This window comes from Psychromonas sp. 14N.309.X.WAT.B.A12, from assembly GCF_030397575.1.
Taxonomy (GTDB): Bacteria; Pseudomonadota; Gammaproteobacteria; order Enterobacterales; family Psychromonadaceae; genus Psychromonas.
On sequence record NZ_JAPNXS010000005.1, the window covers coordinates 205,617 to 226,315 of the forward strand.

Genomic DNA, 20,699 nt, shown 5'->3' on the forward strand with positions numbered 1-20,699 from the left:
AGGTAGTTAGGGTTTGACCCCCTATTTTTTTAAATACTGGAAACCACTCTTTCAAGTAACCGATCTCACATAAATAAAAATAGAATGCGCTATTTCCGCGCACTACTTTCAAAATGTTTAGGTAGTCACATAAAATAATACAATAGCACTATAGAGTACCTACACCATTAATAAATATAGGTTTAGGGGTAAGATATGAAAAAGATATACTTAGGATTAACTATCGCGGCACTATTAACGGGTTGTGCAAATACAGCACAAACAACGTCAGCCGCATCAACTAAGGCCGATGCAGTAGTGGCAGTTACATCTGGAGAAAACCTGATTATCGACCCACAATTAACTGAATTTAGAAGCAACAGTGGTAAAAGTGATGTGTGGAAAAAAGAGGCGGATAAAAACGCGGGTTTAGGCGATGCAGGTAGCTCCAAAGATACCGCATTTGATGAAGAAGGTTCATCTCGTCTTCGCTTTGTTTCTGCAACAGATGACTTTACAGCACAACCAGGCTTAACTCAGCAAGTTAACGGTTTACAGCCCAATACAGATTATCAGCTATCACTGTATTACAATGATAAAAAAGGCGATGACTCTATCAGTGAATTAGTCTTTGGCGTTAATGGAATGACAGGCAAATCGCTCGCAAGTAAAACAACCCATGTTTCAGAACTTGCTAATGCCCCGCAAGGCGCAGTAAAAAAACGCTTCAAACAAACAGTACTTAACTTTAATTCCGGCGCAAATGTCTCAGTGACAATCTATGCAAAACTGCATATTACTGATCCATCACAAATCGATCCATCGGGTGATATTGGTAAACAGACAGAAGTCCGTATTGATGAGTTTAAACTGATTAAACGTTAATTTAGATTTCTATACTAGAAATTAAAGGTAATGAGTAAACTATTCGGGGATATACACCCGAATAGTTTTTTATTATCAACCATTATTCGCGACAGCAATTGAGTGTTTATTTTTCTACAAACAAACTTTCGTGATCCCCTTCTGCCAATAAAATGCCAGCTCTGAGACCTACTTTAACGGAAGGGTTTGGAAATAGTATCCATCCAAACTCATGAGTAACTTGATACTTAATCTCACCATCATCTGCAATAATTGTCCCTTCTGTATAACGAGTGAAGTTATTGACATTGTCATCTACTGTAATAAATTTAAACTGATCACTTAATTTAGTCAGCTCTTGGTCAACAACATAAATAACAGGCTCACCGAGACTAGAGTTATCTATCTTTTTTCCACTGATCAGTTTAATTAAGACTTCATTTATCTGGTAAAAATTAGTTAGGTCATTACTTCCAAATGGAGTCGCTTTCCCCAGCTCCAACGTGCAGCTAAGAGCTTGGCAACAATGACTAGTAAAAGAGCTAAAAGTACCACTAGGGGTAGGATTAACAACAATAGCCTCTAATCCCATTCCTACTAACCAATCAAAGTATTCACTATTTTTTTTAGTAAGTCGTTGGGGTAACAAACCAAATTTTTCATGAACAGATCCTCTAATTGCAGTGTGGAGATCAAAATGAAAATGTTGCTTTGCTTTAGTTTGCGGGGCAAAAAAATGCAATACGTGCTGCTCCAAGTTAGCCGCACGAAGACTCTCATCGGTATCAGCATAAGCTGTATAGCGCCCATTAAACATCCGATTAAGGTCAGCATCTAAATAACGTTTACCTTCTTCAATCGCTTTAATATTGCCAAATACCACTAGAAGCTCCACAGCTAAGGGGCGTGCCCCATTGAGCAATGCACATACGATTTGCGCAACAATTTCAATGGGAGCAGTCTCATTACCATGGATACCTGTAGAAATAAGCACTTGCTTATCTACGCTAGAGTCAGTGTCAAGAGGAGTGATATGTAACACCCCTTCATCCAACCAGTGCCAACTTAAACGTTGATTACTGCCCTTTAAAGCTAACGGATAGTCAGAACAACCACTTAAAGCTAATACTTGATTCATGATAACCTCTATAATTGAAAAGGATAAATACTACCAAGATCAAGTATTTGAGTTAGTTCATCTAATGCTCTTCGGTTCTCTATCAGTAAGTGAGGATCAGCAAGATCCTCTTCACTTAAACGATCTCTATAATGCTTTTCAATCCAACGGGTTAATCTTGAATATAGGTTATCATCCATTAAAGCACCTTGATTACACGCCTTGAGCTCATTATTTTTAAGCGCAACACGTAATCGTAAACAAGCAGGTCCACCGCCATTACGCATGCTTTCTTTTAAATCAAATACTTTAACTTCATTAATTGGACAACCACTTGTAATTAGTTCATTTAAATAAGCCCAAACTCTTGGATTATTTTGTACTTCTTGTGGAACAATAATCACCATGCTTCCATCAGATTTAGTGAGTAATTGGCTATTAAATAAATAAGTGCTCACTGCATCAGCAACAGATACCTTCGCAGCAGGTACACAAATAGGGACAAACTGCGTACCACTGAGTGCTAGTTTTTCTCTCAACTCTGTGAATGCAACTTGCTGGTTTATAAAAGCTAACTCATGATAAAACAGCACAGGTCCATTACTTACAGAAATGACATCATTATGAAATACCCCTTGGTCAATTACATCGGGATTCTGTTGAATAAAAACATAATTTGACGGATCAAGTTGATGTAATCGCGTAATCGCATCGCTCGCTTCAAAAGTCTGTCTAGCAGGGAATTTATGTGGCTCTATTTCACCACCGAATGCTTTGCGACCATATACAAAAAGCTCAACACCAGCACGACCATACTCACTACAAAGGCGATTATGGTTAGCCGCACCTTCATCCCCTAGAATAGCTTGTTGAGGAAGTGCGGCATGATGGCTAAAGTGCGTATCGCTATTAAAAATAGCTTTTAATGCACGACCTGTGGTATCAGCTTCAATACTGCGGTGAAACTTATTATTTAAGTTTGCGACAGTAAAATGTACCTTTCCATCTTGGGTATCTGCAGAAGGTGAAACAGTCGCAGCATTAGCTACCCACATTGAAGAAGCAGAGCTGACAGCTGACAATACTCTAGGTGCTCGCTTTGCAGCTTGTGTAATAATCTGAGTATCATCACCAGTAAAACCCAAAGCACGTAAAGTAGGAATACAAGGTCTTTCCTGTGGAGGTAAAACGCCTTGCTTAAATCCCATATCAGCTAGCGTTTTCATCTTTAATAGGCCTTGCAAAGCCGCTGATTTAGGGTTGGCTAATTGTTTTTTATTATTGGTAGAGGCAACATTACCAAAAGACAATCCCGCATAGTGGTGTGTTAACCCAACCAAACCATCAAAATTTACTTCATATGAAGACATGAGCTTTCCTTAAAATTGTAAACCAGGAGATAGCGATTTAGGCATCTCAATCGATTCAGATTCCACTGAAGCCATTGGCCAAGAACAATAATCAGCTGCGTAATAAGCACTTGGTCTATGATTTCCAGAAGCCCCGATTCCACCAAATGGCGCATTACTTGAAGCGCCAGTTAAAGGTTTATTCCAATTCACAATACCAGCACGCCCTTCAAGTAAAACCTGCTCATAATCATCACGACTGCTAGAAACTAACCCTAGAGATAATCCATAGCGCGTCTTATTTGCTATCGTAATCGCATCACTTAATTCACGATAACGAGACACAATTAACAATGGGCCAAAATACTCTTCATCAGGTAATGCTGTTAGGTCTTCAACTTCAATAATCGCAGGAGAAAGCAGCGCAGTATCAGGTTGCAAACGTGTCATTTCTAACAGCACTTTCGCACCATTGTGGCTAAGCTCTTGTTGTGCATTTAGCAATATTTCTGCTGCTTGATTAGAGATAACAGAGCCCATAAAGGGAGCAGGATCTTGATTATATTGACCAACTTTTATTTGTTTACTGACTGCAACTAAGCGCTCAATAAATTTATCCCCAAGCTCCCCTGACTTAACAAGAAGACGTCGAGCACACGTACAACGCTGACCGGCAGTAATAAATGCAGATTGAATCGTCAAGTTCACAGCAGCATCAAGATCATCCATAGACTCAATGATCAAAGCGTTATTCCCCCCCATCTCTAAAGCCAGTATTTTTTCTGGCTGTCCAGCTAATTGACGGTGTAGCTGGTAACCAGTGTTTGCACTTCCGGTGAAAAGTAAACCATCAATATCAGGATGTGCTGACAACGCAATACCCGTCGATTTTCCACCTTGTATAAGGTTTAAAACACCAGCGGGTAAACCCGCTTTATCCCATATTTCTAACGTTTTTTGAGCAGTAAAAGGAGTTAATTCACTTGGTTTGAAAACAACACAGTTACCGGCCAATAAAGCAGGGATAATATGCCCGTTAGGAAGGTGCCCAGGAAAATTATAAGGGCCATAAACAGCCAATACACCGTGTGGACGGTGGCGCAAGACTGCCTGTCCATCAGGCAACTCTGTCGTTTTTTCACCGGTACGTTCATGAAACGCAGTAATAGATATCTGCATTTTATTAATCATGGCTTGCACTTCTGTTAACGCTTCCCACAAAGGCTTGCCCGTTTCTTGAGCGATAATATCAGCCAACTCCTGTTTCGCTTCCGTTAGTTGAGTACAAAAAGTATCGAGTGTACTAATACGCGTCACTAAGGGAGTTTGAGACCATGATTTAAAAGCCTTCCGCGCAGCATTTACTGCTTGTTCAACGTCTTCAGGTGTGGCTTCATGAGCAGACCAAATTAACTCATTTGTTGCTGGGTTTGTTTTATTAAATAACGTGCCAGAACCAGTCATCCATTGGCCATTGATATATAAACTAGGCTGCAACATTTTGCGCCTCCTTCAAATTTTTATTTACTGCAGGGAATAAAGGAGCAGCGGATACACTGTCACCAGACGATAAATGCAAAGCCTTCGCTTGCACTTCTGTGATAATAAGATGAGAATCTGAAAAAATAGGGGTAATGAGCATCGCACGGAATTCACTAAAGCGTTGATTAGAGACCATATAAGGAACACTGACCTCACAAGTACTTTGATCAGCAGACACTTCAGATACGATCTTAATCGGCCAAACACCAAGCGTCTTAACAATACGCAAATCATTTACATAGGTTTCTAAGGTTGGGCCAGCATCAAATATGTCGACGTACCCACCATAACGCATCCCTTCACTTTCTAATATTTTCCGAGCAGGGATAGTATTTTTATGTGTTTTTCCAATAACCTCCTGTGCCTCTGGTGTTAAGAAGTTAACGTATAAAGGGTGTGTAGGCATAAGCTCTGCAATAAATGACTTTTTCCCAATGCCAGTTAAATAATCAGCATAAGAAAAATCAATCGTGAAAAAATGACGTCCTAAACTTTCCCAAAATGGTGATACACCTTTCTCATCAGAGACTCCTCTCATCTCTGCGATGAGTTTCTCCGAAAAGTGCTCTTTAAACTGCGCAATAAATAATAAACGCGCCTTAGATAGTAAATGCCCGTTTTTACTATGGCGATACTCAGGATCTAAAAACAGAGTACATAACTCACTGTAACCAGTGTGATTATTACTGAGTGTAAGCGTCTCCATCTGGTTATAAATACCTAGTTCTTTCGATGCATTGGTTAACGTACCAACATGGTAATTATACCAAGGTTCAATAAGGCCAAGTGCCGTTTCTATGCCGCTTACCCCTACCACTTTATTAAGCTCAGTATCTTCTAAAACAAATAAGTAACCTTGCTCTGCTTTTGTTGCACCACCCTCTCGGGTTTTTAACATTCTTTCTATACGTTGTTCAATTAACTGATTATTTTCAGGCAAAGAAGTAAAGCCAATACCCGTTTTCCCGGCTAACTCATAAATAGCAGTTTGATCTTCTCGCGTGACCGGCCGAATTATCATCATGTTACGCATCCTTATCTACTTTTATACTAAAAATCCATATCAAATAGCTTAACCACTATGGTTAAGCTTCTAGATAACGTTTAATGGCAACTTCTAAACGTGCAAGCCCTCGTTGCATTTCTTCATCGGAAATATTAAGAGCAGGCGCAAAACGCAATACATTTGGTCCAGCAATAAGTACAAGTACCCCCTCTTCTGCTGCAATATTGGTAATAGCCTTCGCTTTTCCTTGGTGTGCTTCTGTTAATTCACAACCAATTAATAGCCCAGCACTACGTAATGATTTAAAAACAGAAAAACGTGCATTTATTGCTTCTAATTGTTGAATAAAAAAGTCATGCTTACGACCAACCTCAGCTAGGAATTTAGGCTCAGCAATGATTGAGAGTAGTTTGCCTGCCACAGCGCTTGCTAAAGGATTGCCTCCGTAAGTTGTTCCATGAGAGCCAGGCGAAAATGCCCCTGCAAATTTATCTGTAGTTAAAATAGCACCAATAGGAAAACCACCTCCTAACGCTTTTGCGGTAGACAGTAGATCCGGCGTAACACCATATTGCATGTAAGAGTAAAGTGCCCCCGTACGACCTACACCTGTTTGGATTTCATCAAAGATAAGCATTGCATTATGTTTATCGCACAGCACTCTCAACCCTTTTAAAAACTCAGTAGTTGCAGGTATAACACCACCTTCACCTTGGATAGGCTCTACGATAACAGCACAAGTATTCTCATTAATTAACTCAGCAACCGCTTCAAGATCATTAAATGGAGCATGCTTAATGCCCTTTGGTAGAGGAGCAAAGTCTTCCGAATATTTAGGTTGGCCACCTGCAGAAACAGTAAATAAGGTACGGCCGTGAAATGACTTTTCAAAAGAGATAACTTCATTTTTTTGCTTACCAAAATTATCATTAGCGAACTTTCTTGCTAGTTTTAATGCCGCTTCATTTGCTTCAGCACCAGAGTTACAAAAGAAAACTTTATCTGCAAAAGTATGCTTAACTAACTGCTTAGCTAGAGCAAGCACAGGCTCATTAGTGTAGCCATTCCCCATATGGCATAGTTTTTCTGCTTGGCTAACCAAAGCTTCTTTAACAGCTGGGTGGCTGTGACCAAGGGCATTAACTGCAATTCCACCAACAAAATCGATATAGTCTTTATCTTGCTGATCAAACACAGTTGAACCTTTCCCTCTTACCGGAATAAATGGAGCGGGTGCATAAGTTGGAATTAAATATTTGTCAAAGTCACTTCTGGATTCACTAATGCTATTCATAATTTCCTCGTTAAATTTACTTTTGATTAAGTTTATTTACTCACATTTAATCAGATGAAATGGGCTAAAATATCTTGCTATTAACAATTTTTAACTGCCGGTTAATAACAAATATTTTGCAATAGAGGTGCCAATACCTTTAACAAAATAGATAAAAAAACTTTATTAGCTATAAACATGAATTGAGAAATATTATTAACAACAACATCAAATAACCAAATATAATTCGGCATTAAATTTAGAGTAAAATAAAATAAAGACTTAACTGAGAGCGAAAACAAAAAAACGCACCAAAACAACTCGATAAGCACCAAATTGGCTCGTGTCGTTTAGTTGAATTAAAGATGAGTAACAAAAAACAATTTGTTAAGAAGTGATATTGAATATGGGTCACTATTACCATGACCTTAATTAAATGGAGGAAATTAGGTAGATAAGCTGCTATTAACCCTATTCATTAATTGACTTATTTAAGCGTAGGGAGAATCAACAAAGCCTGCTATTAACCATGGTCATTACTTATTATTGCTATATTAATAATGGGTATCTTCGTTGCCTGTTACGATACAACAACTAAAACCAAACATGCTGTCAGCTTAATGTATCAAGGTTAACTTTAGTAAAGGCTTTATCTTCATTAAGTACTACATGCGTATTAATCGTTGCAACATAATCAGGACTGCTAATTAACTTATCATTAATCTCTAAATAAGATCGCATATCACGGCAAATAACTTTTAAAATAAAGTCACATTGGCCACTAACTGTATAATATTCAACGATTTCAGGTATTGATTTAACCACTTCAACAAAAGCAAGCATCTCTTGATAAGAATGATTTTTTAAATCAACATTAGCAATGCAAGTCACAAAGCGACATATAGAGTATAGGTTTACTCGAGCATGGAACCCCTCTATTACCCCGTCTTCTTCTAAACGACGAACACGCTGCAAACAAGAACTTGGCGCTAATGCTATCCGGCTTGCTAACTCTTGATTAGTGATACGGGCATGACTCTGTAAGACATCAAGTATTTTATAATCAATTCGATCTAAGTTTTTCATTATTAACGACCTTTATTAAAATGGGTAAAAGTAAAGTATCAATTATTGATGCCTTACCATGATATATCCCACCTCTTAATTACCGTTTTTATACGATGTAACAAAGGTAGATACGAGCAAAGAAGGAATTTAATTCCAAAGCTTTAACGCAAGTTCCACTGCTTACTAACTTCAATATTGCACATACATTAGAGGCCGTAGTCTGCATAAAATAGGACTGACGATAAAGGTACTATTAAAGCAGCAATCAATATGCCAAAAAAATCAATAGCAATGAAAAGAATACTTAATTTGCCTTAATAAACAAAAAACAGAATTTAAATTAATACGACAAAAACAAACCAAATATAATTTCAAAAAGAGTAATAATAATAAATTTAAAACCTTAAAGAGAGTAATAAAACCTATTAAAATCAACATAAATCACCATTTTGGTGCTGAAAATTAATTCACAAAGAATTTTATTTGGTTTTTCATGCCAATAATATTAAATAAATGATCTAAATTTCTCGGGGGGAAAATAGGTTAGTTGAAGCTGTAAATAGAGGCAAATGAACGCGCCCTTTACACAACTTATAAGTTACCTTAACAAGCATAAATAGAGCAATGAATTATCAGGCAGGGATCACAATAGCTTAAATTTAAATTCAACGTTTAAGATTAATGATGGAATAAATAGAAGTGATTAATTTTAAGATGGACTTAGAAACGAAAAAGCCCCGACAATTGTCGAGGCTTTATCTAAATGTGGCAGGGGTGGAGAGATTCGAACTCCCAACATACGGATTTGGAATCCGTCGTTCTGCCGTTGGAACTACACCCCTGCAGACGTTGCGGATAATACCGAAGCTAGCGTTAATGTAAAGTAACTTTTGCTAAAAAGTGATTGATTGTTTACAAAACAGACAAAAATAAATGATTTTAATAAAATAGGCCGTTATCAGACTCAATTTTAATATTCAAAGCGAAAGATCTTACTTTTATGCTGATCAGAATATTGTAATGAATAAGAGACGGATTTGTTTGATAACCAATCGCCTCTGGTGTATTTTCGATACCATTATATCTCTTCATTTGTTTATAAAAGGATCGAACAATGACGCCCGCCATACCTGCAGTTAAACCAACTATCCCAAACTTCTCTTCAGGGCCGTGTGCAAAACGCCCAGGCTATGATTTAGCAAGCTTAAACCAGACAACATTAGGCCGATCTCATCGTTCTGAAATAGGGAAAAATGCCTTACAAAAAGTGATTAATGACACTGCAGATATCTTGCAATTACCTGAAGGTTATCGGGTGGGTATTGTACCGGCTTCAGATACGGGTGCGATGGAAATGATCATGTGGTCAATGCTAGGCCCTCGTGCTGTAGATATTTGTTATTGGGAATCATTCGGTCAAGGTTGGTTTGCTGATATCACCAAGCAGTTAAAACTAGAAAATGTAAATGAAATTAAAGCGGGCTACGGTCAACTACCTGACATGAGCTTAGTTAAACCAGAAAATGACTGTATCTTTACCTGGAACGGCACAACCTCTGGTGTAAAAGTAGAAAATGCAGACTTTATTAGCGATAACCGTGAAGGTTTGACTATTTGTGATGCAACATCAGCTGTTTTTGCGATGCCTATGCCTTGGGAAAAGTTAGATGTTACTACTTTTAGTTGGCAGAAAGTGTTAGGTGGTGAAGGTGGCCATGGTGTGATTATCTTAAGCCCTCGCGCAGTAGCGCGTTTAGAAAGTTATACACCTTCATGGCCTTTACCAAAAATCTTCCGTTTAACGGCAGGTGGTAAGTTAATAGAAGGTATTTTCTCTGGTGCGACTATTAATACACCGTCAATGTTATGTGTGGCGGATTATCAAGATGCATTAGATTGGGTTCGATCGATTGGTGGTGTTGAAGCTTGTATTAATAAGTCACAACAGAACTTAGCCGTATTAACTGAATTTGTTGGGAACAATGAATGGATTAATTTTTTAGCAGAAAAAGAGAGTATTCGTTCAAATACTAGTGTTTGTTTATCTGTTGACTTATCTACTGAACAACTTAAGCAATTTATCACACTATTATCGTCAGAAAATGTAGCCTTAGATATTGGTGCGTACAAAGATGCGCCTAGTGGTTTACGTATCTGGTGTGGTAGCACAGTAGAGCAAAGTGATTTAGAAGCCTTAATGCCATGGTTAACTTGGGCTTATAAAACAGTGACACAATAGATTTTAATTAAATACAATTTTAAAGCAGCTATCAATCTGACTGGTTGGTAGCTGTTATTACTTGCTTCCTTTATTCCCTCACTCTTATATTATCTACATTATTGATAATGAATATATTTTTGATAACACTCGTGGTTTCAATACATTAAAAATTTATCATCTCCGAGGCAGAACGATCCTATTCTTATCTTGATAGCGTAAGATAGTAAATGAATTGATGTGATAACTATATTTACCCACAACAATCAAAAAACTCCATGCAAACTCTATAGTTTGTACAAGCAATGCTGTAACTTAACGGCTAAGAAAAACAAATTAATACCAATTATATTAAATAACAGATCTAAATTTTGCGCAGGGAAATGGCTTAGTTTAAGGCGTAATGAGACTCAAATAGTTGCTCTATTTGAGAAAATTACAATCAAGAAATAAGTTATTTTAAAAGCAAAGTAGAACAGCTAATTAGTGTAATTGATGTAATAACTGTTTAATTTTCCAGAATAAAAATGAGGTCTCCATGAGCGACAAACAATTTGATTTTGATTACATCTGTATCGGTGGTGGGAGCGGCGGTATCGCTTCTGCAAATCGCGCTTCTATGTACGGTGCAAAAGTGGCGATTATTGAAGCTAAAGATTTAGGCGGTACTTGTGTCAATGTAGGCTGTGTACCTAAAAAAGTGATGTGGCATGGCGCTCAAGTTGCGGAGGCGATTAACCTTTATTCTGAAGATTACGGCTTTGATTTAGACGTGAAAAGCTTTAATTGGGCAAAAATGGTTGAAAACCGCCAAGCTTATATCGGCCGCATTCATGAGTCTTACGATCGTGTGTTAGGTAACAATAAAGTTGAAGTGATCAAAGGTTTTGCAACGTTTGTAGATAAAAATACCGTTGAAGTAGATGGAAAGCACTACACAGCAAAACATATCACTATTGCAACAGGTGGCCGCCCTACTATTCCTAATGTACCAGGTGCAGAATTAGGGATCGATTCAAATGGCTTCTTTGATATTGTTGAACAGCCTAAGCGGGTCGCTATTGTTGGTGCTGGTTATATCGCCGTGGAAATCGCAGGTGTTTTGAGTGCATTGGGCACAGAAACACACTTATTTGTACGTAAAGAATCACCGTTGCGCAGCTTTGATCCATTAATTGTTGAAACATTAGTAGAAGTGATGGCGGAAGAAGGCCCAACTCTTCACACTCATTCAACACCAAAAGAAGTGACCAAAGAAAGTGATGGCAGTATTACTTTGCACCTAGAAAATGGCCAAAGCCACAATGTTGATACTTTAATTTGGGCAATTGGCCGTCACCCAACGACTGACCAAATCAACTTAGCAGCAACTGGTGTAGAAACTAACGACGCAGGTTATATCAAGGTAGATGAATACCAAGAAACCAATATTCCGGGCATATACTGTGTTGGCGATATTATGGAAAATGGCGTAGAGCTAACGCCTGTAGCCGTTAAAGCCGGCCGCCAGTTATCAGAACGCTTATTTAACAACAAACCTGAAGCTAAAATGGATTACGATTTGATCCCTACAGTGGTATTCAGCCACCCACCGATTGGCACGATTGGTTTAACTGAGCCAGAAGCGATTGCACAATATGGTGAGAAAAACGTTAAGGTTTATCAATCAGGTTTTACAGCTATGTATACCGCGATTACTCAGCATCGCCAACCATGTAAAATGAAGTTAATTTGCGCAGGTGATAATGAAGTTGTTGTAGGTCTACACGGCATCGGCTTTGCTGTTGATGAAATGATTCAAGGCTTTAGTGTTGCAATGAAAATGGGCGCAACTAAAGCTGACTTTGATAATGTGGTAGCAATTCACCCAACGGGCTCTGAAGAGTTTGTTACTATGCGCTAGGCGCTATTTCAGTCATTATGAGCGTAGTCATCATACATTTGATATACGCTCTTTTCATTTCTATTTATTTCTATTTATTTCACCTTTTTTGCAAAGTTATTCCTCTCTAAGTAAAGCCAATCACACTAACTTAACTCATCTATTTTTATAGTTAATAATTTATTTCTTCATTACAAGTTCTGTACAGAAAACAATATTTCAAATATTTAATTTATCCACTAGCTGTCAAAGTTGTTACTTTTAATCTATTTAACTTTATAAAAATAATAAGCTAATTCACGTCGTTTATTCAAAATTGAAGCTAATCAAAACAATCTTTCTATCATTTCAAATAAGCCCTTATCTACTAGTCGTTTATATCCTTAAAAACTTTATCCACCTCACAATTACTCATACAAAACTATAAATATATCGATATTAAACCTTAATTTTAATAAAACGATTAAAATTAAGTGACCAAGCATAAAAAAGTCAAGTAAGCACATGAATTTAAACACATTTAAATTAAGCAAAGTGATTTAGATGATATCTATATTTTTTGTCAAAAGAAAATTACCGCTATTTATTTTGCTTTTAAATCGTACTAAAAGTTAAAAAAACACACCATTAAACATACAAATAAACACAAAATCTGCTATTTAAAATGATGTACAGATCTACTTTATGAACCTAAATACCCCTCTAATGAGAGCAAGATCATTTTATTTGCATGGAAAAATTGCCCCTTTTAGCAGATTCCAGAACAATAAAAAGGTAAACAAAATCAACTCCAATTATTTTTAGCTTTAAAGGGAAAAGAAAATGAAAAACGGACAAAAAATGAAACTCACTAAAATTGCAGCCGTCACTTTAAGCGCAGCATTAATTTTTGGTTGTGATGATCTTGAATTCAAAGAAAGCACTAGCTCTACAGGTGAAACTGATTCTGGTAGTGAAACAGATACAGGTTCAGAAACAACTGATACAGGACAATATTCAATATTAACGAATGTTGAAGCTGGCTCAAGTGGTCAAATGCGCTACGACGTTGCTGCCGTTGAAGGCGCTGAACTAACTGAAGGGCAAGTTGACGTCAACGTGTTCTATTCGTCATCTGAAACAGAAACTGCTTATATATCATTATTCAATGCAGATACAAATACAGCCGGCCTAGTAGGTGAAGTACAACTAGATGATGGCAACATTAAAATTAGATCTGGAGACTCTACTACTGTAGGAACTTTCACTACAGGTACATGGGTTAACGTTAACGTCACTTGGAGTGTAACAGCGGGTACCTATACAGTTACTGTTGATGGTACAGAAATTGGTACTTATGACTTCCATAATTCAACAGCAACGGGTGTTGATACTGTTGGCTTTAAAATAGGTAATAATGCATTAACTGATTCTGAAGAGTTCTTGGTCGATGACTTCACTATTTACTCAGACGAAGCCGGTACAACAGAAGTCTTCTTTGATGATTATGAAGATTATGTTGTTGATGAATTATTAGATGGCGCAGGTGACCCATACAACGATGAAACGCAACCAGCCATTGTTGGTGGAGAAGCATCAGATGATACGGATGATAGCGATTCTACAGAAACTGACTCAACTCAAGTTGCAGCTATTGCAGATACTGATACAAGTGATACTGGGGAACTAAGATATAAACTCAGTGATACACTTGCAACAGGACAAGTAAATGTATCAATCTTATATGATGCAGAAGAAGATTTATCTGCGTACGTAACAGTATTCTCTGATGGTGGTACTTCAACTTCAAATCAAATTGCCGACCTAAAATTAGATGATGGAAATATTTCATTAAGAAATATTGAAGGAACATTAACAACATTCACGCCAGGTGAATGGGTAGATGTTCAAATCAATTGGGTAACGGATGGAACTGGAGAAGCTGATGTTACTTTTTCTATTGACGACACTCAAATAGGCGACACATATTCAATCACTTATGATACTGATGAAGAAGCGACTTTTGTTGGTACAGGTGCAGAAGTTGTCTCAGTAAGATATGTAGATAATAGTGGAACGACTGTGTATACACTATATGCAGATGACCTATCTATTACAGATGGAACAAGTGAAGTATTTTCTGATGATTTCGAAGGCTTTGATATAGACGAAGTACTTGATGGTACTGATGATGATTACAACAACAACAGTTCTGAAGCTACTGTAGCTGCACAACCAGAGTAATCAATAACAACATTTCACTTCTGTTATTAGGCCGAACATTTAATTGTTCGGCTTTTTTTATAAAACAACTTCCCCATCAAAAATACCTCCTCAAACTTACCTCCGATAACAATCATTATTACATCAAGTTTCAGTGTCTAGTTATCAGTTTTGGAAGCTGCCTTTAGGAAGAAATTTCATTTGTATTATAATTAGATTTTATTGTTAAACCGAGTCAATACAAAGCGAATTAATAACAGAAAATCTCTATTAACTCTTATGAAAATGGACATCATACAGTGAAATATAAATTAATAAGTAGTGCCATATTATCAGTATTCCTTAGTGCATGTGGTGGTAGCGGCAGTAGTTCTAGTAGCAGTGAAGGTACGGATACAGATTCATCTAGCTCAGATAATTCAAGCTCAACAGGATCATACTCTGGCGTACCTTACGATTATGTACAATATATCCATGCACTTAATAATGCGAAATTGCAGCAAAACAACCCACCAACAAGCAGTTCAACCTCTGAAGTGGTTGATGCAGGTGAATATAATGGTTTTGATAATGATTACTTTTATTTAGACTCAACCACTGGCTGGTTAACCTTTGAAATGACAGGAGATAGCAAACGTTCTGAATTGCGCTTTGTTGAAAATTTTAGAACCAATACTTCTGAAATATCCACATTAAGTGCAGAAATATTGCCTATTTCACCTGAAGAATCTGTTGCATCTAGTGGTGATGGGCAAGAGATGACATTAATGCAGGTGCATAATAAAGGTGAAAATGGTGAAACCGATGACACCGTATTATCTCACCCGCTACTACGTATTGTTTGGGATGGAGAAAGCCGTACAGATGATGATACTGGTGACTCCTACAGCAATGCTTATTGGGCGATCATTAAAACGAATGCTTATGAGTGTAAAGATGACAGCAACCCTAACTATAATGACAACTGTCCTGATTCTTATGACTTTTATTATTTAGCTGATTACGACCAAGATAATGCAACAAAATTTGACATTGAAGCAGGTGACAGCACTTTAATTATCAATGTTGATGGTGATGAAAAAGTTAATATAGATATTACCTACTGGGATGACCTATACAGTTACTTTAAAGCCGGTGTTTATAATCAATATGAAGATGGAACCAGCACGGTTCAATTTAAAAGCCTAACTTATAATGGAACAACACTACCAAGCGCTGATCTAGATTCCTCTTCAGCACCTTCAGATAACTTTGAACTCAATGATTGGAATTTGAGTATCCCAACCGATGATGATAATAGCGGAACGGCAGATACCATTGATGAAGATGATTTAAGCGATGGCTATGAAGATTTTGAGTACTTTTATACTAATACCGACGATGGCGGCATGGTATTTTATGTTGAAGTAGACGGCTATAAAACGTCAACAAACACCTCTTACACACGTACCGAGTTACGCGAAATGTTACGCGAAGGTGATACGAGTATTTCAACAAAAGGGGTTAATGAAAATAACTGGGTATTCTCATCAGCGCCCACCAGCGAACAAGAAAAAGCAGGTGGCGTAGATGGTATTTTGGATGCGACGGTTGCGGTTAACCAGGTATCGACTACCGGTGAAAGCTATCAAATAGGTCGCGTTATTATTGGTCAAATACATGCTAATGATGATGAACCGGTTCGCCTTTATTACCGTAAGTTACCGGACAACGACAAAGGGTCTATTTACTTTGCTCACGAGCCACGTACTGGTGATGAAGTATGGGTTGATATGATTGGTAGTCGTGATAATAACGCCAGTAATCCAAGTGATGGCATTGCCTTAGATGAGCCTTTTTTCTATCAAATAAAAGTGGTCGGTAACACATTAACAGTTACCATCATGCGCGATGGCAAAGATGATGTGATTGAAACTTGGGATATGACTGATAGCGGCTACGACGAAACAGGCCAATACATGTATTTCAAAGCGGGTGCCTATAACCAAAATAATTCAGGAGAAGATGACGAAGCTGCACAAGCTACCTTTTACTACCTAAATAACCGTCATTAATTAATAATATCCCCTGATTAACAAGCTATAGTGTTATTTGTCAGGGGTTATTTTTTCCTGAGTACTAAGCATCTCCTCTATAACTCCCCTACCGCATTACAATTTCTACTTTATTGTATGACAACTGATCAATTAACTTTAAACAACAAAACCTAACTGGTCTGTTTAATGCTTTGAATATTGAGCACCACTCAAAAAGCATGCACAGCTAAAAGCATTATTAACAAGGATAAATATAAGCGATTTACATCTCGAAAAATCAGGAATAAATAGATTAACGGATATCGCTCTTCATAAAAAGTAGCCAACAGAAGTGAGCAAAGCGACGATGTTTAGGCGCGGCCTGACCTAAGGGACGAAGGATGAATTAAGCGCCCCTTAATCACATAAGAGGGTGAACTATGCCTCCCCTTTTTAAGAGCCTTTCAGTATGCCAGTTATCGCACACGAGCATCCACTTAGTTGATCAATACTAAGCAAAACTAGCGTATATGAATAAACGAACAAACCAAAACAAGTAGGCTGAAGCAAGGGCAGCACTCGATCGCTGTCGTACGACCACCAGACACGCAGAGCTCAACCCGATCATAAAATGATACAGCTATACCATACGCCCTCTCTACTACATAAAAGAGTGACCACTGCACGCGGCTTTATTCACCTCATGCTCAGTCGATATCAAAAACAAAATAGTTAAAATAATTCGCCAAAGTCATAACAGAACATAAATTTTACGCAAAAAAAAGCGGTTAGATAATCTAACCGCTTTTACTATTTGCATTTAATAAACGCTAACCTGATTAATCCATTTCTGGTAATCGGTCTTTATCTGAATCATCATCATCTTCATTTACTTGGCTAACTGCTTTAACAAGTAGTAAACCAACAGCGAACACGATACCACCACATAATACGAAGATTAAACTTTGCATAAATGGGTTTGGTAAGAAGAACATTGCCATAATACCAACACCCGCTGTACCAATTAACATACCTAACATGCGACGTTGCTTGTTATCAAGGTGTGCTTGAGCAGCAGACTTATTATGAAGAGGCGTAGCTAAATTCGTGAAGAATGTATCAACGTCTTTCTCACGCTCTGCCGATAATGGTTTGTAGAAGAACATAGTTGCACAGAAGAAACCACCTGTAATAACAATGTGACCTAATAAACCTAGACCTACTTTCAAGTCTTTCCATTCACGACCAGTTAACGCAGTATCTAAGTTAAACCAGTTTTGGATATCAGTTGCTGAGATAACAAGACCTACATAATAAGACACACATGCACCAACAATTAATGTTGCCCATGCTGCCCAGTCTGGTGTTCTACGGATAAAGAATCCACAGAATGCTGGTACTGTCATAGGGAAGCTGATTAACGCACCTACATACATCATAGTATCAAATAAGCTCAACCCTTTTAGTGAGTTAATGAATAACGCTACTAGGATAATGATTAAACCAAACACTGTTGATGTGATTTTAGAACAAGTTACTAACTCTTTCTCTGTTGCTTTTGGACGTAAAACGACTTGGTAGAAGTTTTTAACAAAAATACCAGAGTTACGGTTTAGACCTGAATCCATTGAAGACATGGTAGCCGCAAACATCGCAGAGATAAGTAAACCAACCATACCAACAGGCATATATTCATCAACAAAGTAAAGGTAAGCATAATCTGCTGCTTTTTTACCTGCATCTGGATACATAGCTGTTAAATCAACACCTGTAGACGCTAAGAACCAACTTGGTAGGAACCAAATTAATGGCCCCATTGTCATCAGAACACAAGCTAATAGAGCAGCTTTACGTGCATTTTTAGAATCTTTTGCCGCAAGGTAGCGGTAAGAGTTAAGCATGTTATTAGTAATACTGAATTGCTTAACAAAGATAAAGAATGACCATAACGCAAAGATGCTAAAGTAGTTGATTTCAGTACCAACAAGGAAAGTTACTTCGCGTACTTCTTCGAAACCTTCAATGATGTTTGAAATGCCGCCACCTTGATTAAGCGCTACAATCGCACAAGTAATTGTTACCGCCATGATGATAACCATCTGCATAAAGTCAGATGCGATTACCGCCCATGAACCACCTGTTACAGACATGACGAGTACAACAATACCTGTGGCCCAAATGGTTGTTTCAATATCTACACCAAAAATACCAGAAGCGATAATAGCAAGACCATTTAACCAGATACCTGCGTTAATAACGCTGTTCGGCATACCTGTCCAGGTAAATACTTGCTCATTTTTACTACCAAAACGTTGACGTACCGCTTGAATAACCGTTACTACGCGCAATTGGCGAAACTTGGGAGCGAAGTAAGCAAAGTTCATGAAGTAACCAAATGCGTTAGCCATGAAGATAATCGCAACAGTAAAACCATCGTTATAAGCTTTACCAGCAGCACCTGTAAATGTCCAAGCACTAAATTGGGTCATGAAGGCAGTTGAACCTACCATCCACCAGAGCATGTTACCGCCCCCACGAAAGTAATCACTTGTATTAGTGGTGAACGTTCTGAACATCCACCCAATTGCAATAAGGAATAAGAAATAAACCCCTACTACTAATATATTAAAATCCATATCGAGACCCTTTAGTTATTTATGATTGGCAAAACCATATCTCAGAGAGAAGATTAATTGTATTACAATAATAAAAGTATGTGATTGAAATCATATTAAATAGAAAGGTATCGTAAAGAATATAATCTAGATCAGGTTTCAATCTGTTAGAAGTCCTTATATAGAGAAGTATAAAACATACTCCCATGTATAAGGTTGGTATTATTTAAGCGTGCTTAACCCACTACTATTGCGCTCAAATAGAATAAATAAAATCCAATGTAAGCCGCACGATTACTAGCACAGTCAAATAAAACAAAAAAATAAAAAATGAAAATGCTCTTATCACACCGAATCAAAATTGATTTCAATTTTTGCTGTGACATAGCGCAAAAAAAGTACATAGAGGACTACTTTAGTCGTATTATTTAAAAACAAAAATGTTACACAGCTCTCTATACGAACTAAAAGCCATTAAATACAAAAATCAAAAAATAAATACAAACCATTGAAAATAAAGACTTATAATTAAATTTATAAAAACCTGAATTTTTAGTACAAAAAAAGTTAGAGGGAACTCACAGAACAAAAGCACAAAAATTATGTATCCTATTTGTATTATGAAATGCCAATTAAAACCGGTATTGAATAAATATTTTAAGTTTTAGTATTTACGATATTACAAGTTTATTGTTGTTCGTAAAAATAAGTTTTGCACTGTTCATACCTGCAACAATAAGACTAGAAATATAAAAAACTTTATATTAAATCAAATTGGAAGATAACCATGAAACTACAAAATAAGTTAATTTTTGCTGTTGCAACTACAGTGCTCTCTGGCGCAGCATCTGCTGCTACTATCGACTTCCGCCATGAATACAAGGCAGATAACGAACAACAAGCAAGCCGAGTTAAACTAAGCAACAACTTCAGACCTGTAGAAGATATGAAAGACCTTAAAGTTAACCTTGGTCTAGAAATGAAGTTTGCTAGTTTCGATAAAACAGACACGTTTGATGATACTTACTTAACTGAAACAGAGTTAGATATGGGCTTAACTTACCGTATCGGTAAATGGCAAATCAAACCAGGCATGCCAATCGCATTAACGGATCGTAAAAGAACCTTTAAACCACAAATTCGTATCGTTTATAAATCAGACTTTGGTTTACAAACGGCACTACGTTACCGCCATGAATTCGCTAACTACTCAGATCCAACTGATGGTGATACTAACGTAGAAACAGGTAATAAAGTTAACCGCCCTACTAAATCTAAAGTAACACTTACCGGTTCATACAAAGTGGAATCAATGCCAGATCTTAAGCTTAGTTATGAAGCAAACTACGTGAAATCATGGGATAAAGTAAAACAATTTGATAATAAAGATTGGGAATATGATGCAGGTATAATTGTTGGTTACCAATTTGGTGATTGGCGCCCGTTTGCTGAAATCTGGACTGTAGATGAGGGATCTAGCTCTAGTAAACGCCAAGCTCGTTACCGTGCGGGTATTAAATACAGCTTCTAGTAGCAATAGTCCATTGATACTAAGTTTAAAATGATTAA

The 20,699-nt window shown here is 37.4% G+C and carries 13 protein-coding genes and 1 tRNA gene; 6 read left to right on the forward strand and 8 right to left on the reverse strand.

Features of this window, described 5'->3' with window-relative positions; all coding sequences use genetic code 11:
- Positions 1 to 195 precede the first annotated feature (195 nt).
- Positions 196 to 864, forward strand: a complete 669-nt coding sequence (locus OW492_RS08790; protein WP_290039564.1) for a hypothetical protein — start codon at positions 196 to 198, stop codon at positions 862 to 864.
- Positions 865 to 970: 106 nt separating this feature from the next.
- Here the strand turns inward: OW492_RS08790 and astE are convergent, their stop codons facing one another.
- From astE to OW492_RS08825, 7 genes are all read right to left on the reverse strand, one after another.
- On the reverse strand, positions 971 to 1,981 hold the full coding sequence (gene astE / locus OW492_RS08795; protein ID WP_290039565.1) for a succinylglutamate desuccinylase: 1,011 nt from the start codon (positions 1,979 to 1,981) through the stop codon (positions 971 to 973).
- 8 nt (positions 1,982 to 1,989) lie between these two features.
- The gene (gene astB / locus OW492_RS08800; protein ID WP_290039566.1) at positions 1,990 to 3,330 is read right to left on the reverse strand and encodes an N-succinylarginine dihydrolase; all 1,341 of its coding nucleotides are present in this window, start codon (positions 3,328 to 3,330) and stop codon (positions 1,990 to 1,992) included.
- Positions 3,331 to 3,339: 9 nt separating this feature from the next.
- Complete coding sequence (astD, locus tag OW492_RS08805; protein ID WP_290039567.1) at positions 3,340 to 4,809, reverse strand: succinylglutamate-semialdehyde dehydrogenase; 1,470 nt, start codon at positions 4,807 to 4,809, stop codon at positions 3,340 to 3,342.
- Positions 4,796 to 5,875: an arginine N-succinyltransferase gene (gene astA / locus OW492_RS08810; protein ID WP_290039568.1), complete on the reverse strand. Its 1,080-nt coding sequence runs from the start codon at positions 5,873 to 5,875 to the stop codon at positions 4,796 to 4,798. Before astA ends, astD begins: the two co-directional genes overlap by 14 nt.
- Before the next feature lie 61 nt (positions 5,876 to 5,936).
- Entirely contained in the window at positions 5,937 to 7,142 is a 1,206-nt protein-coding gene (locus OW492_RS08815; protein WP_290039630.1) for a bifunctional succinylornithine transaminase/acetylornithine transaminase, read from the reverse strand.
- 600 nt (positions 7,143 to 7,742) lie between these two features.
- Complete coding sequence (locus OW492_RS08820; RefSeq protein WP_290039570.1) at positions 7,743 to 8,216, reverse strand: Lrp/AsnC family transcriptional regulator; 474 nt, start codon at positions 8,214 to 8,216, stop codon at positions 7,743 to 7,745.
- Between the two features lie 748 nt (positions 8,217 to 8,964).
- A tRNA-Trp gene (locus OW492_RS08825) sits at positions 8,965 to 9,040 on the reverse strand.
- Positions 9,041 to 9,312: 272 nt separating this feature from the next.
- Between OW492_RS08825 and OW492_RS08830 the strand changes: the two genes are divergently transcribed.
- The 4 genes from OW492_RS08830 to OW492_RS08845 all read left to right on the forward strand — a co-directional run bounded on the left by OW492_RS08830 (position 9,313) and on the right by OW492_RS08845 (position 16,554).
- Positions 9,313 to 10,437 (forward strand): phosphoserine transaminase, encoded by a 1,125-nt coding sequence (locus OW492_RS08830; RefSeq protein WP_290039571.1) that lies wholly within the window; start codon positions 9,313 to 9,315, stop codon positions 10,435 to 10,437.
- 517 nt (positions 10,438 to 10,954) lie between these two features.
- Positions 10,955 to 12,319, forward strand: coding sequence for a glutathione-disulfide reductase (gene gorA / locus OW492_RS08835; protein ID WP_290039573.1), 1,365 nt, complete (start codon positions 10,955 to 10,957; stop codon positions 12,317 to 12,319).
- An 801-nt stretch (positions 12,320 to 13,120) separates the two neighbouring features.
- On the forward strand, positions 13,121 to 14,521 hold the full coding sequence (locus OW492_RS08840) for a hypothetical protein (RefSeq protein ID WP_290039575.1): 1,401 nt from the start codon (positions 13,121 to 13,123) through the stop codon (positions 14,519 to 14,521).
- Between the two features lie 278 nt (positions 14,522 to 14,799).
- The gene (locus OW492_RS08845; RefSeq protein ID WP_290039577.1) at positions 14,800 to 16,554 is read left to right on the forward strand and encodes a polysaccharide lyase family 7 protein; all 1,755 of its coding nucleotides are present in this window, start codon (positions 14,800 to 14,802) and stop codon (positions 16,552 to 16,554) included.
- A gap of 800 nt (positions 16,555 to 17,354) precedes the next feature.
- Here the strand turns inward: OW492_RS08845 and OW492_RS08850 are convergent.
- Positions 17,355 to 19,151 (reverse strand): transporter, encoded by a 1,797-nt coding sequence (locus tag OW492_RS08850; protein WP_290039579.1) that lies wholly within the window; start codon positions 19,149 to 19,151, stop codon positions 17,355 to 17,357.
- Positions 19,152 to 19,917: 766 nt separating this feature from the next.
- On the opposite strand from OW492_RS08850, the gene OW492_RS08855 reads away from it, so the two are divergent.
- Positions 19,918 to 20,661: an oligogalacturonate-specific porin KdgM family protein gene (locus OW492_RS08855; RefSeq protein ID WP_290039581.1), complete on the forward strand. Its 744-nt coding sequence runs from the start codon at positions 19,918 to 19,920 to the stop codon at positions 20,659 to 20,661.
- The last annotated feature ends 38 nt before the right edge of the window (positions 20,662 to 20,699 follow it).

What these genes read in the sequence shown, in the direction of transcription:
- gorA (WP_290039573.1), top strand. Translation starts at nt 10,955, where the DNA reads ATGAGCGACAAACAATTTGATTTTGATTACATCTGTATCGGTGGTGGG.
- astB (WP_290039566.1), bottom strand. Translation starts at nt 3,330, where the DNA reads ATGTCTTCATATGAAGTAAATTTTGATGGTTTGGTTGGGTTAACACAC.
- astA (WP_290039568.1), bottom strand. Translation starts at nt 5,875, where the DNA reads ATGATGATAATTCGGCCGGTCACGCGAGAAGATCAAACTGCTATTTAT.
- astE (WP_290039565.1), bottom strand. Translation starts at nt 1,981, where the DNA reads ATGAATCAAGTATTAGCTTTAAGTGGTTGTTCTGACTATCCGTTAGCT.
- OW492_RS08820 (WP_290039570.1), bottom strand. Translation starts at nt 8,216, where the DNA reads ATGAAAAACTTAGATCGAATTGATTATAAAATACTTGATGTCTTACAG.
- OW492_RS08850 (WP_290039579.1), bottom strand. Translation starts at nt 19,151, where the DNA reads ATGGATTTTAATATATTAGTAGTAGGGGTTTATTTCTTATTCCTTATT.
- astD (WP_290039567.1), bottom strand. Translation starts at nt 4,809, where the DNA reads ATGTTGCAGCCTAGTTTATATATCAATGGCCAATGGATGACTGGTTCT.
- OW492_RS08830 (WP_290039571.1), top strand. Translation starts at nt 9,313, where the DNA reads ATGACGCCCGCCATACCTGCAGTTAAACCAACTATCCCAAACTTCTCT.
- OW492_RS08855 (WP_290039581.1), top strand. Translation starts at nt 19,918, where the DNA reads ATGAAACTACAAAATAAGTTAATTTTTGCTGTTGCAACTACAGTGCTC.
- OW492_RS08840 (WP_290039575.1), top strand. Translation starts at nt 13,121, where the DNA reads ATGAAAAACGGACAAAAAATGAAACTCACTAAAATTGCAGCCGTCACT.
- OW492_RS08790 (WP_290039564.1), top strand. Translation starts at nt 196, where the DNA reads ATGAAAAAGATATACTTAGGATTAACTATCGCGGCACTATTAACGGGT.